General features: G+C 63.6%; 10 protein-coding genes, 1 pseudogene and 1 riboswitch. Of the genes and pseudogenes, 4 read left to right on the top strand and 7 right to left on the bottom strand.

What is annotated here, in order from left to right; all coding sequences use genetic code 11:
• Positions 1–223: 223 nt before the first annotated feature.
• The 6 genes from D3872_RS13460 to thiC all read right to left on the bottom strand — a co-directional run bounded on the left by D3872_RS13460 (position 224) and on the right by thiC (position 5,888).
• On the bottom strand, positions 224–1,414 hold the full coding sequence (locus D3872_RS13460) for an IS4 family transposase (protein WP_119810180.1): 1,191 nt from the start codon (positions 1,412–1,414) through the stop codon (positions 224–226).
• A gap of 172 nt (positions 1,415–1,586) precedes the next feature.
• Positions 1,587–2,210, bottom strand: coding sequence for a thiamine phosphate synthase (gene thiE / locus D3872_RS13465; RefSeq protein ID WP_119811248.1), 624 nt, complete (start codon positions 2,208–2,210; stop codon positions 1,587–1,589).
• A 10-nt stretch (positions 2,211–2,220) separates the two neighbouring features.
• Positions 2,221–2,964: a bifunctional hydroxymethylpyrimidine kinase/phosphomethylpyrimidine kinase gene (thiD, locus tag D3872_RS13470; protein ID WP_119811249.1), complete on the bottom strand. Its 744-nt coding sequence runs from the start codon at positions 2,962–2,964 to the stop codon at positions 2,221–2,223.
• Positions 2,961–3,746 (bottom strand): thiazole synthase, encoded by a 786-nt coding sequence (locus D3872_RS13475; RefSeq protein ID WP_119811250.1) that lies wholly within the window; start codon positions 3,744–3,746, stop codon positions 2,961–2,963. Before D3872_RS13475 ends, thiD begins: the two co-directional genes overlap by 4 nt.
• 22 nt (positions 3,747–3,768) lie before the next feature.
• Positions 3,769–3,972 carry a sulfur carrier protein ThiS gene (gene thiS / locus D3872_RS13480; RefSeq protein ID WP_119811251.1) on the bottom strand — a complete coding sequence of 68 codons (204 nt, stop codon included), beginning with the start codon at positions 3,970–3,972 and terminating at the stop codon, positions 3,769–3,771.
• Positions 3,969–5,888, bottom strand: coding sequence for a phosphomethylpyrimidine synthase ThiC (gene thiC / locus D3872_RS13485; protein WP_119811252.1), 1,920 nt, complete (start codon positions 5,886–5,888; stop codon positions 3,969–3,971). Before thiC ends, thiS begins: the two co-directional genes overlap by 4 nt.
• A gap of 70 nt (positions 5,889–5,958) precedes the next feature.
• Positions 5,959–6,068: riboswitch (TPP riboswitch) on the bottom strand.
• A gap of 230 nt (positions 6,069–6,298) precedes the next feature.
• Here thiC and D3872_RS13490 point away from each other — a divergent pair.
• From D3872_RS13490 to D3872_RS13500, 3 genes and pseudogenes are all read left to right on the top strand, one after another.
• Entirely contained in the window at positions 6,299–7,513 is a 1,215-nt protein-coding gene (locus D3872_RS13490; protein WP_119811253.1) for a S8 family serine peptidase, read from the top strand.
• Between the two features lie 346 nt (positions 7,514–7,859).
• Positions 7,860–9,434: a S8 family serine peptidase gene (locus D3872_RS13495; protein ID WP_119811254.1), complete on the top strand. Its 1,575-nt coding sequence runs from the start codon at positions 7,860–7,862 to the stop codon at positions 9,432–9,434.
• A gap of 113 nt (positions 9,435–9,547) precedes the next feature.
• Positions 9,548–12,447: pseudogene (locus D3872_RS13500) on the top strand (valine--tRNA ligase).
• Between the two features lie 11 nt (positions 12,448–12,458).
• Here the strand turns inward: D3872_RS13500 and D3872_RS13505 are convergent.
• A complete protein-coding gene (locus D3872_RS13505) occupies positions 12,459–12,914 on the bottom strand; it encodes a YaiI/YqxD family protein (protein ID WP_119811255.1) in 456 nt (151 codons plus the stop codon).
• A gap of 190 nt (positions 12,915–13,104) precedes the next feature.
• Between D3872_RS13505 and D3872_RS13510 the strand changes: the two genes are divergently transcribed.
• Entirely contained in the window at positions 13,105–13,545 is a 441-nt protein-coding gene (locus D3872_RS13510) for a hypothetical protein (protein WP_147373878.1), read from the top strand.
• The last annotated feature ends 62 nt before the right edge of the window (positions 13,546–13,607 follow it).

Here is a 13,607-nt window from a genome sequence, read left to right on the forward strand (position 1 = left end):
CTGGTTCATGAAGTCTCCCTGTCGTTGAATGTAGAATAAAATATCTAGATTATTTTGTCTAGACTTTTTCTTCTACTTATCGCCGTCGAGCGGCCGGGTGTTCTTCAAGCACTATAGGAAAGGCGGCCCTGCCCCGCCAAGGGCTTGCGACAGGCGGCAAAATCCGAGGTACAGCCCGCGCGCGGATGCGCAAGAAAAAAGGGACAGACCCTGAGCCTTCCCCTCATATTTCGTACGTCTCGAGCATGGACCCGAGCTCGTTCAACGCTTCGGCGATTTGACGTCGCGTTAAGAGTGCCGAGCTGTGATATTGCAGCCAGTGGCGCGCTAGCGACAGGATGGATAGGGTGGCAGCCGCTTTCTTGCGACTGCCATAGTGAACAGCGAACCCGTTGCGGCGTACGGCCAAGCCGATCAGCCACAGCGCGAACGCAAGCAGCGATGCGATGAGCAACAAGATGGTGAGTCGATGTGGCTTGCGTGTTTGGCTGCTGCTGAGCCCCATTCCCCATTGGGAGCTTTTGAGGTCGCGGAACGTCTGCTCGATCTGCATGCGGCCCTGGTACAAATTAACAACCGCCTTGGCACTGAGCCTCGACAGGCGTGGCGAAACAGCCAGCAACCACGGCTCCCGTTGCCCTGCGCTCTGCTTCTTACTATGGTGGCTCTGCGATTTTTTCCCGAACACAGTCTTGCATGTGCGCCCTTTGGGTACTCTCTTGATCATCACCAAACGGCATGGCACAGGGTTCGAACGGACGTAATTGAAGCTCCCCAGGTCGCGTGCACGTCCCTTCGTGTCCGCGAAATGCTCTTTGCAACCGCGCCAGTCACTTTTGCCACTGGGGGTCACCATGTCGCGGTTTCGGATGCGTCCTATCCAGGCAAACCCGAGTTGATCGAGCATCTTGAACCACGCGGCGCGAAAGCCGGCATCGGTGATGATCAAGGGCTGACAATGGGCTGGCAGCACCGAGCGTAGCGTCTTCATGAACTCGCGGTGCACCGAAGCCGCACCATACTGCGCGGTGGGGTGTATCTCTTCATAGATGACGATAGCGCGGCCCTTCACAACGACAGCCGCACGCAGCACGTGTTGGCTGATGTCGGCTAACAAATCGGACCAGTCCACGATAATGCTGATCTTCGATTGGCCTTGCAAGACGCGCTGCGCGACTGCGCGAAATATCTCCACGCGTTCGGTCGCCAGATGGGGATTGCTCAACAGCCGATCACAGCGCTTGATGCGATGACGCAATGAGCTCGAGCCTTGCACAGACTTACTCATCTTCAGCAAACCAAGCCCGCCACTCCGCGCCGCCTCAATCATCAAGGCAAGGCAATGCCGGCGTTTGGCGTGTATCGATGGGCATTGATCGGCTAACAAATCTTGTATGATTCGTCCTGCATGCATAGTCTGTTCCTTTCGTTCGCAGTTTGGTCGCTACAAACGAAAGGGTTAACACAGCCATGCATGCGCCGTTTTTGGGATTAGAAGTTAACAGGCATCCAGCCTGTTTACAAGCAATTTTTGAGGGGAAGGCTCAGGGACAGACCCCAGCCTCGGGGTCTGTCCCCGATCTGATTCACTGTTTCGCCCGCGCCGCGAACAGCGCGTCGAAGCGGCGCACTTCGGCCCCCGGCACCGGCGCCGCGTAGACACTGCTGATCGCCGCCACCATGTCGGCGCCCAGGCTAACCAGCGGCGCCGCATTGTCCGGGGTCATGCCGCCGATGACGACTACCGGCACGCCTACCGCAGCCTTGGCCTCGGCGACCAGCGCGGGCTCGGTGCGAAAGCTGTACTGCTTCACGCGGGATGGATAGAAGCCGCCGAACGCGACATAGCTGGCGCCGTCGCGCTCGGCCGCCAGCGCCAGCGGCAGCTGGCCGTAGCAAGAGGCGCCGACGATCTTCAGCGGCCCGAGCAGCGCGCGTGCCTGCGCCACCGATGCGTCGGTGCCGCCCACATGCACGCCGTCGGCGTCGACCGTCAGGCACAGGTCGATGTGGTCGTTGATGACCAGCGGCCGGTTGTAGCGGCGGCACAGCGCCTTCAGCGCCGCCGCCTGTTCGCGCCGCAGCGCCGGACTGGCGCCCTTGTGGCGGTACTGCACCATGGCGGCGCCGGCGTGCAGCGCGGCCCCGGTGTGTTCGAGCAGCTTTGCGGTGTCGTCCCAGTCCGGGGTGACGAGGTAGAGGCCTTGCATGGTCTTCCTTTCAGTGTGGACTGGCGTCGCGGCGCGGGATGCGCTGGCCAGGGCCAATCGAGAATGACTGCGCCAGCGCGCGCTGGCAGTAGGCCTGGGCGCGGCCGAGCGCCTGTTCCATCGGTTCGCCCAGCGCCAGCCGGCCGGCCACCGCGGCGGCCAGCGTGCAGCCGCTGCCGTGGAAGCTGCCGGCAAGGCGCGGCCAGCTCCATTCACGCATGCGGCCTTCGCTGTGCCAGCGGTTGACGACGGTATCGCCATCGGTATGGCCGCCGGTGACCAGCAGGCCAACGCACTTCTCCCATGCCAGCGCGGAGGCTTCCGGCAGGTTGGGCGTAACCAGGGTGGCCAGCGCCAGCAGCGGTTCGACGGCGGCCAGCGCGTCGCCGGCCGCCAGCGCATCGCCGTTGCCGCTGGCGAGCACCGGGTCGAGCACCACCGGCAGCGCCGGGTCGGCCGCGCGCAGCCGTTTGACCACGGCCGCAATCGCGAGCGCGTTGGCGCGGTTGCCGGTAATGCCGATCTTGACCGCACCGATGGCGCAGGCGCCGGCCAGCGCCAGCGCCTGCCGGGCCAAGAGGCCGGCGTCGACCGGCGCCACCTCGTACACGCGGTTGTGGTCCTGCACCGTCAGCGCGGTGACGACCGGCAGCGCATGCGCGCCCTGCGCGGCCACCGCCCCGATGTCGGCTGCGATGCCGGCCCCACCCGACGGGTCGAGGCCGGCGAACACCAGTACCGTCGGACGCGTCACTGCAGGCGCCCCGCCATCGGCGACGACGGCGACGCCGCAAAGCGCTTCGGCATGCGTCCGGCCAGGAAGGCTTCGCGCCCGGCCTGCACCGCCAGCCGCATCGCGCCTGCCATGCGCACCGGATCGTACGACAGCGCGATCGCACTGTTCATCAGCACGCCGTCGCAGCCCAGTTCCATCGCGATCGCGGCGTCGGAAGCGGTGCCGACGCCGGCGTCGACGATCACCGGCACCTTCGCCTGCTCGATGATCAGCGACAGGTTCCATGGATTGAGGATGCCCATGCCCGAGCCGATCAGCGACGCCAGCGGCATCACCGCCACGCAGCCGATCTCTTCGAGCATGCGGGCCTGGATCGGGTCGTCGCTGCAGTAGACCATCACGTCGAAGCCGTCGCGCACCAGGGTTTCGGCCGCTGCCAGCGTTTCGGGCATGTTGGGGAACAGGGTCTTGTCGTCGCCCAGCACTTCGAGCTTGACCAGCTTGTGCCCGCCCAGCAGCTCGCGCGCCATCTGCAGCGTGTAGACCGCGTCCTTGGCCCGGTAGCAGCCGGCGGTATTCGGCAGGATGGTGTACTCGGACAGCGGCAACACGTCGAGCAGGCTGGGCGCGTTCGGGTCCTGCCCGATGTTCACGCGCCGGATCGCCACGGTGATGATTTCGGCCTGCGCGGCGTCGGTCGCGGCGCGGGTTTCGTCGAGGTCGCGGTACTTGCCGCTGCCGACCAGAAGGCGCGAGCCGTATTCCTTGCCCGCGATGGTGAGGATGTCTTTATTGCTCATGTCGTTTATGTCCTTGATATGTTTAGCCGCCGCCGATGGCGCGCACGATGTCTACCTTGTCGCCGGCCTGCAGCCGGCGTTCGCCCCACTGCGCGCGCGGCACCACGCTGCGGTTGACCGCCAGCGCCAGCGCCTGCCCGTCCAGCGCCAGCGCGCCGACCAGCTGGTCGAGCGTGCTGTGCGGCGTCACCTGGTGCGCTTCGCCGTTGATTTCGATGGGCGTCATGCGCCCTCCTTGCGGTACAGCTGCGCGCCGCCCTTGACGAACTCGATCGCCTTTTCCTCCATGCCGCGCTTGACCGCGCCTTCCGGCGCCACCCCGGTTTTCGCGGCGTAGTCGCGCACTTCCTGGGTGATCTTCATCGAGCAGAAGTGCGGCCCGCACATCGAGCAGAAATGGGCCACCTTGGCAGAATCCTTGGGCAGGGTCTCGTCGTGGAAGGCGCGCGCCTTGTCCGGATCGAGCCCGAGGTTGAACTGGTCTTCCCAGCGGAACTCGAAGCGCGCCTTGGACAGCGCGTTGTCGCGGATCTGGGCGCCGGGATGGCCCTTGGCCAGGTCGGCCGCGTGGGCCGCGATCTTGTAGGTGATGATGCCGTCCTTGACGTCCTGCTTGTCGGGCAGGCCGAGGTGCTCCTTGGGCGTGACGTAGCACAGCATGGCGGTGCCGTACCAGCCGATCTGCGCGGCGCCGATGCCCGAGGTGATGTGGTCGTAGCCCGGCGCGATGTCGGTGGTCAGTGGCCCAAGCGTGTAGAACGGCGCTTCGCTGCAGTGCTCCAGCTGCAGGTCCATGTTCTCCTTGATCAGCTGCATCGGCACGTGGCCGGGGCCCTCGACCATCACCTGCACGTCGTGCTTCCACGCTACCTGGGTCAACTCGCCCAGGGTCTTCAGTTCGGACAGCTGGGCTTCGTCGTTGGCGTCGTAGATCGAACCGGGACGCAGGCCGTCGCCCAGGCTGAAGGCGACGTCGTAGGCCTTCATGATCTCGCAGATGTCCTCGAAGTGGGTGTACAGGAAGGATTCCTTGTGGTGGGCCAGGCACCACTTGGCCATGATCGATCCGCCGCGCGAGACGATGCCGGTCAGGCGCGAGGCCGTCATCGGCACGTAGCGCAGCAGCACGCCGGCGTGGATGGTGAAGTAGTCGACGCCCTGCTCCGCCTGCTCGATCAGGGTGTCGCGGAAGATTTCCCAGGTCAGGTCCTCGGCCTTGCCGTTGACCTTTTCCAGCGCCTGGTAGATCGGCACCGTGCCGATCGGCACCGGGCTGTTGCGGATGATCCATTCGCGCGTTTCATGAATGTGCTTGCCTGTCGACAGGTCCATCACGTTGTCGGCGCCCCAGCGGATCGCCCAGGTCATCTTTTCCACTTCCTCGCCAATCGACGAGGTCACCGCCGAATTGCCGATGTTGGCGTTGATCTTCACCAGGAAGTTGCGGCCGATGATCATCGGCTCCGATTCCGGGTGGTTGATGTTGTTGGGGATAATCGCACGCCCGCGCGCGATTTCCGAACGCACGAATTCGGGCGTGACTTCCTTCGGGATCAGGGCGCTGAACGACTGGCCCGGATGCTGGCGTCCCAGCAGCTCGGCACTGCGGCGGCCCATCGGACCGGATGCTTCCAGGCTTTCCAGGTATTCCTTGCGGCGCAAGTTTTCGCGCAGCGCGACGAATTCCATCTCGGGGGTAATGATTCCCTTCCGGGCGTAGTGCATCTGGGTGACGTTGGCGCCGGCGCGCGCGCGGCGCGGCGCCCGGGTCAGTTCGAAGCGCAGCGGGTCGAGACTGGCGTCGGCAAGACGTTCGCGGCCGTAGGTGGAGCTGGGTCCCGTCAGTTGCTCGGTGTCGCCGCGCTCTTCGATCCATGCGAGACGCGGCGCAACGAGCCCACGCCGGATGTCGATGCTGGCGGCCGGGTCGGTGTACGGGCCGGAGGTGTCGTAGACGAACACCGGCGGATTCTGCTCGCCGCCGAACGAGGACGAGGTGGCGGACTGGCTGACGGCGCGCATCGGCACGCGGATGTCGGGCCGACTGCCTTCTATATAGACCTTGGTGGAATTGGGGAAAGGTGCAATCGCGGCCTGGTCCACCGTGGCGGTGGCCGAGTCGAACTTCAATGGTGCATTCATGTGGCTCCTTTTTTTGCTTGCAGGAGCCAGCAAAAAGGAGCGCGGACACGTCCGGCGCAAAGGCTTGTGCGGCGTGATCCACATGCTTCCCTTCGCTGGCATTATCCAGATCAGGTTCAGAGGGTGTTTCTCACCCGCGCCTCGCATTGCATGCGATTGGCAGGACCCCTAGCGTGTGCCGCCTTGCGGCAGCAGGCAAATTATACCTGCTTGCTTCCTGCTATAGATGGCTTTTTTTGCCAGCCCCGCATGCGATTGGCTCAAGCGCCCCTGCAGCGACGCTACGCCCAGCGCAACAGGCAATGCGCAAGGCGGCGTTAGCATCAAGCGGTCGCATTCGGCCAACGCTGATGCCTTCTCTCGTGGAGAAATAAAATGAACCGTATAAACAACAGGGCGCGCGCGGCGCCGTGCGGCTCGAGATCCCGCGCCTGAACGCGGTGGCCGCCGACCTACCGGCCGCCGCCGTGCGCGCGCTGCGCAACAACCCGCATGTCGAGTTCGTCGAGGAGGACGTCAAGCGCTACGCGCTGGCAGCCGCCACGCCGTCGCGTCCGCCGTATGTGGCGGGCCAGCTGGTGCCTTACGGTATCCATATGGTGCAGGCCGACCAGTTGCCCGATACCTATGCCGCCAACCGCAAGCTGTGCATCATCGACTCCGGCTACGACCTGAATCATGAAGATTTGTCCGGGAACACCGTCACCGGCAGCTACGATCCAGGCACCGGCTGGTGGTACAGCGACGAAAACCACCACGGCACCCACGTGGCGGGCACCATCGCCGCGATCGACAACAGCGGCACCGGGGTGGTGGGGGTGAATCTCAACCGCCGGCTGCAACTGCACATCGTCAAGGTGTTTGGCGCCGACGGCTGGGCTTATTCCTCGACGCTGGCGGCGGCCGTCGACGAATGCGCCGCGGCGGGATCGAACGTGGTCAGCATGTCGCTCGGCGGCGCCCTGCCCAGCCGAATCGAGATCATGGCCTTCAATGCGCTGGCGGCGCAGGGGATCATGGCGCTGGCGGCGGCCGGCAACGACGGCACCACCTCGATCCAGTACCCGGCCGGCTATCCGGGGGTGATTTCGGTGGGGGCGCTGGACGAGAACAAGGCCTGGGCGCCGTTTTCACAACGCAACAGCAAGGTGGAGTTGTCGGCTCCTGGCGTCGACGTGCTGTCGACCGTGCCGATGGGCGCCGGCGTGCACGCCACGCTGAAGGTGGGCGGCGCGGACTTCAAGCCGGGCGTGATCTACAACAATGTGCCGGGCGCCTTCAGCGGTACGCTGGGCGGCGCGGCCACCACCACCCCGTCGGTCAGCGTGTCCGACACCGACGGCGCCGCGCTGAACGCAAGGCTGGGACAGGAGGCCACGGTCTCGGTGGAGCCCTACAACTACGGCTATTACGACGGCACCTCGATGGCGACGCCGCACGTCTCGGGAACTGCGGCGCTGGTGTGGAGCTATTTCCCAAGCTGCAGCGCGGAACAGTTGCGCCGCTCGCTGGGGCGCAGTGCCCAGGACCTGGGCAAGAAGGGACGCGACGACCAGTTCGGTTACGGGCTGGTGCAGGCAAAGGCAGCGTATGACCGCATCCGGACACTGGGTTGCGGCAACTGACCTCCCAAGAAATGGCACAAAAATCGACGCCCTGGGCGTCCATAGTTACATCCAAACATTTACGTCCAGCATTAAATGTTGCTTTATCAACATTAAAATATGCGTGGCGCCAAATAGTATCACCAAAAATATCCATACGGTTAGGCCCCTCGCAAATTTTGCAACGTTCTCATGTCAATACAACAGGTAGAAGAACATCTCGGAAAGTTCGATTGATTTCCCTGATTTTTTGCCAATACACTGCATCCTGCTGTTCAGAAACACTGGCCAGCGAAGGGTTGTTCCAACCTCGCACGGGGTCCACAAGAGTCCTGGCGAATAAAAACTATTTAATCGGAGAAGATTCATGATGCAGAGCAACACAGGCATGACCAAAATGGCTGCCGCAGTCAAGGTGGCGGTAGCAGTAGCAGCATTCGGTGGCGTAATGGGCGCGGCTTCGGCGGCCGCTCCAGACACCACCCGTGTGATCGTGGCATTCAAACCCGGCGCCGCCGCCAGCATGAAATCCGCGGTTGCCGCGGCCAAAGGCAGCGTCAAGCACGAAATCTTCGGCGCCAACGCGATGGCGATCGAAGTGCCGGCAGTTGCTCTGAAGGGCCTCCAGAACAATCCTAACGTCGAATATGTCGAAGAAGACGTCATTCGCAAGCCTTTCGCGCTGACCTCGCCTTCGACCGGCACCCCATACGCGACCGGCCAGCTGGTGCCTTACGGCATCAAGATGGTCCAGGCCGACATCCTGCCTGATACCAATGCAGCCAACCGCAAGGTCTGCATCATCGACTCCGGTATCGACCAAAACCACGAAGACCTGGCCGGCAACGCCATGACCGGAGAGTACGACGCCGGCACCGGCTGGTGGTATACCGACGAAAACCACCACGGCACCCACGTGGCAGGCACCATCGCCGCGATCAACAACAGCGGCAAGGGCGTGGTTGGCGTCAACGCCAACGCCAAGCTGAACCTGCACATCGTCAAGGTGTTCAACGCTGCCGGCTGGGCATACTCGTCGACCCTGACCACTGCTGCCAACAAGTGCAAGGCAGCAGGCGCGAACGTGATCTCGATGTCGCTGGGCGGCGGCCGTTCCAGCCAAACCGAGAAGAAAGCCTTCGACAGCCTGGCGGCAGCCGGCGTACTGTCGATCGCAGCGGCCGGCAATGACGGCAACACCGTCGTTTCCTATCCGGCAGGCTACGCCAGCGTGATGATGGTCGGCGCGCTGGACGAGAACAAGGCATGGGCTACCTTCTCCCAGTACAACACCAAGGTCGAGATCTCGGCGCCCGGCGTCCAGGTCCTGTCCACCGTGCCGATGAACAGCGGCACCGAAGCAGCACTGTCGGTCGGCGCCACCACCTACGCTCCTGGCGTGATGGAAGGTTCGCCGGTGGCTACCGCCACCGCGCCGCTGGCTGACTTCGGCAACGGCAGCGCGACCAACGCCGCCGTCTCCGGTAAGATCTGCGTGATCGCCCGCGGCACCGTCGACTTCGCAACCAAGGTATCGAACTGCCAGGCATCGGGCGGCGTGGGCGCGGTTGTCTACAACAACGTGGCAGGCACGTTCGGCGGCACGCTGGGCACTACCGTGACCAGCATCCCGTCGGTCACCGCCACCGACACCGAGGGTGCATCGCTGATGAGCCAGCTGGGCCAGACCGGCACCGTTGCCATCAAGACCAGCAGCTATGCCTACTACGACGGTACCTCGATGGCTACCCCGCACGTGTCGGCAGTGGCGGCACTGGTGTGGAGCTACTTCCCAACCTGCACCGGCGCACAGATCCGCAGCTCGCTCACCAAGAGCGCTGAAGACCTGGGCCCGGTCGGCCGCGACACCAAGTTCGGTTATGGCCTGGTGCGCGCCAAGACAGCTTACGATCGTATCGCCTCCCTGGGCTGCGGCAACTAAGCTACCCTCCGCATGACGAAAAGGACGCTTCGGCGTCCTTTTTTTTGCACTGCAGCGTTTGCGCGCGGCACTCCCTTATAATGGTTGTTTTCGCACAAATTACACGCCCAACCATGGAATTAGCCAAGTCTTTCGAGCCAGCCGACATTGAACAATTCTGGCGCAACGAGTGGGAACAGCGCGGTTACTTCACCGCCACCCTCGACGCCGACAAGCCGTCTTTCAGCATTCAACTGCCGCCGCCGAACGTGACGGGCACGCTGCACATGGGGCACGCGTTCAACCAGACCATCATGGATGGCCTGACCCGCTACTACCGCATGCGCGGCTTCAATACCGCCTGGATCCCGGGCACCGACCATGCCGGCATCGCCACCCAGATCGTGGTCGAGCGCCAGCTGGACGCGCAGAAGGTCTCGCGCCATGACCTCGGCCGCGACGCCTTCATCGAAAAGTCTGGGAATGGAAGGAAAAATCGGGCAACACCATCACCGGCCAGATGCGCCGCATGGGCACCTCGCCAGACTGGAAGCGCGAGTACTTCACGATGGACGAGACCCGCTCGGCGGTGGTGTCGGAAGTGTTCGTGCGCCTGTACGAACAGGGCCTGATCTACCGCGGCAAGCGCCTGGTCAACTGGGACCCGGTGCTGGGCACCGCGGTCTCGGACCTGGAAGTGGTGTCGGAAGAAGAAGACGGCTCGATGTGGTACATCAAGTACCCGTTCGCCGACGGCAGCGGCCACCTGACGGTCGCCACCACCCGTCCTGAAACCATGCTGGGCGACGTCGCCGTCGCGGTCGACCCGACCGACGAGCGCTATACCGCGCTGGTCGGCAAGATGCTGACCCTGCCCCTGGCCGGCCGCGAAATCCCGGTCATCGCCGACAGCTACGTCGACAAGGCCTTCGGCACCGGCTGCGTGAAGATCACCCCGGCCCACGACTTCAACGACTATGCGGTCGGCCAGCGCCACAAGCTGGAGCCGATTAGCATTTTTACTCTTGATGCAAAAATCAAGAAGAGTATTTTTGATGATTTCACGTTCTCACGTGCGCCCGCCGCAGACGGCACGACATTGGCCGACGAGCCAATTCTTGGTAAAGCCACATTTGAGCTAATTCCGGAAGCCTACCGCGGCATGGACCGCTTCGCCGCGCGCAAGCAGATCGTGGCCGACCTCGACGCCCAGGGCCTGCTGCAGGAAGTCAAGCCGCACAAGCTGATGGTGCCGCGCGGCGACCGCACCGGCGTCGTCATCGAGCCGATGCTGACCGACCAGTGGTTCGTCGCGATGAGCAAGCCGGCCCCGGAAGGCACTTTCTTCCCTGGCAAATCGATCGCCGAGGTAGCGCTGGAAAAAGTGGCCGGCGGCGAAATCAAATTCGTCCCCGAAAACTGGACCACCACCTACAACCAGTGGCTGAACAACATCCAGGACTGGTGCATCTCGCGCCAGCTGTGGTGGGGCCACCGCATCCCGGCATGGTACGACGACGCTGGCAACATCTTCGTCGCCAAGACCGAGCAAGAAGCCAGGGCCAAGGCGGCCGCCGCCGGCGTCACCGCTGAACTCAAGCGCGACGACGACGTGCTCGACACCTGGTTCTCGTCGGCGCTGATCCCGTTCTCGACCATGGGCTGGCCGGAACAAACGCCGGACATGAAGGCCTTCCTGCCGTCGTCGGTGCTGGTCACCGGCTTCGACATCATCTTCTTCTGGGTCGCCCGGATGGTGATGATGACGACCCACTTCACCGGCAAGGTGCCGTTCGAGACCGTGTACGTGCACGGCCTGGTGCGCGACTCGAGCGGCCAGAAGATGTCCAAATCGAAGGGCAACACGCTCGACCCGATCGACCTGATCGACGGCATCGACGTCGATACCCTGGTCGCCAAGCGCACCACCGGCCTGATGAACCCGCGCGACGCCGAGAAGATCGCCAAGGCCACCCGCAAGGAATTCCCGGAAGGGATCGCGGCCTACGGCACCGACGCGCTGCGCTTCACCATGGCCAGCTACGCTTCGCTGGGCCGCAACATCAACTTCGACCTGGGCCGCGCCGAGGGCTACCGCAACTTCTGCAACAAGATGTGGAATGCGACCCGCTTCGTGCTGATGAACACCGAGGGCAAGGACTGCACCGCGAGCGACGCCGACCTGTCGCAGGCCGACAAGTGGATCCTGTCGCTGATGCAGCGCGCCGAGCTGGAAGTGGCCAAGGGCTTCGAGGACTACCGCTTCGACAATATCGCCGCCGCGATCTACAAGTTCGTGTGGGACGAGTACTGCGACTGGTACCTGGAAGTGGCCAAGGTCCAAGTCCAGCAAGGCACCGAAGGCCAGCAGAAGGCCACCCGCAACACCCTGCTGCGCGTGCTGGAAGTAATCCTGCGCATGGCGCATCCGATCGTGCCGTTCGTGACCGAGGCGCTGTGGCAGGCCGTCGCCCCGCTGGCCGGCAAGACCACTGAAGGCAGCGGCGATTCGATCATGACACAGCCTTACCCGGTTGCGAACGAAGCGCTGATCGACACCCAGGCCGAGGAATGGATGGCGCAGCTGAAGGCGCTGACCGACGCCACCCGCAACCTGCGCGGCGAGATGCAGCTGGCGCCGTCGCTGCGCGTGCCGCTGATCGTGGAAGCGGGCGACGCCGACACCAAGGCGCGCATGCACGGTTTCGCGCCCTACATCCAGTCGCTGGGCAAGCTGGCGGAAGTGAACATCGTCGACGCGCTGCCGGAATCGCCCGCCGCGGTGTCGATCGTCGGCACCACAAAGCTGATGCTGAAAGTCGAGATCGACGTCAAGGCGGAACGCGAGCGCCTGTCCAAGGAAATCGCGCGCATCGAGGGCGAGATCGCCAAGGTCAATGGCAAGCTGGGCAACGAGAGCTTCGTTGCGCGCGCGCCGGCGGCGGTGGTGGAGCAGGAGAAGGAACGCCTGGTGAACTTCTCGGCGACGATCGAAAAGCTGCGCGAGCAGTTTGGGAAGCTGCCGGCAGCGTAATACTTCAGGGTTCACGCCTTCCTGGCGTGCCTGCTCAAATGCCGGTCCAGCGCATTCGCGAAATTGCGCTGGTCGCCCTGGCTGAACGGCGACGGACCACCTGTGTCCACGCCGTTCTGCCGCAATTCATCCATGAACTTGCGCATCGTGAGGATCTGCGCGATATTCGCCTCGGTATAGAACTCGCCGCGCGGGTTGAGCGCGAACCCGCCCTTGGCCAGCACGTCGGCCGCCAGCGGAATATCCCCCGTCACCACCAGGTCGCCCTGCGCCACCAGGCGCACGATTTCGGCGTCGGCCACGTCCGCCCCCTGCGGAACCTGCAGCGCGCGTACGAAGCGCGACCCCGGTACCCTGATCAGCTTGTTGGCCACCAGCGTGACTTCCATCTCCAGCCGCTCCGCCACGCGGAACAGGATATCCTTCACCACGCCCGGACATGCGTCCGCATCCACCCAAATCCGCATCCTGCCACCCTCATTTCCGTCTCGTTCTGCCAGCCGGCCAGTATAACCCGCTGAAAAAGTTGCTCGACGACCTGGCCTGATTCATTTAAGCGCCACATTTACAACTATTATGATATTGTCATTCGGAATTACTTTTGTTTCCCCAGACATCCGTCGTATCCTAGTTGCAACTTGAAATTGTGGAGTGACCATGATCTTCCTGCGTTGCCTGTCTGCCCTGGCCGGCATTCTGATCCTGCTATTTGCGCCGCAAGTCGCGCAACAGTTTGCTTATCTTGTCGACGCCGGCGATGTCGGGACCAACCGCGTGATGCTGGCCACTATGGCCGCCAGCGCCGTGCTGTCGTCGGGATTCTTCTTCGTCACCGTGGCCGGGCCTTCGGTGATGCGCAGGCCGGTCCGGCGCGCGGCGGCGGCCTTCCTGCTCGCGGTGCCGTTCGCCGCCAGTGCGTGGGTGCTGCTGTCCAGCGACCGCATGCCGCTGGTGTCGTTCGCCGCGCCGCTGCTGGCGATGTCCATCATTACTTTCAGTGCCTTCGTGTGGCCGGGCGCGCGCCGCCCGCGTCGCCGCTACACCCGCATTCCGGAAGGCCTCAACGCGCCCGCATCGCCCGTCCGTTCGTCCGACTGAGGGGTGTCCGCCGTCCGGCTACTGTACATATCAACATCCGGTGGATACCGTGCCAGGGGCGC

Origin of the sequence: Massilia cavernae, assembly GCF_003590855.1 — a bacterium.
Taxonomy (GTDB): domain Bacteria; phylum Pseudomonadota; class Gammaproteobacteria; order Burkholderiales; family Burkholderiaceae_D; genus Telluria_A; species Telluria_A cavernae.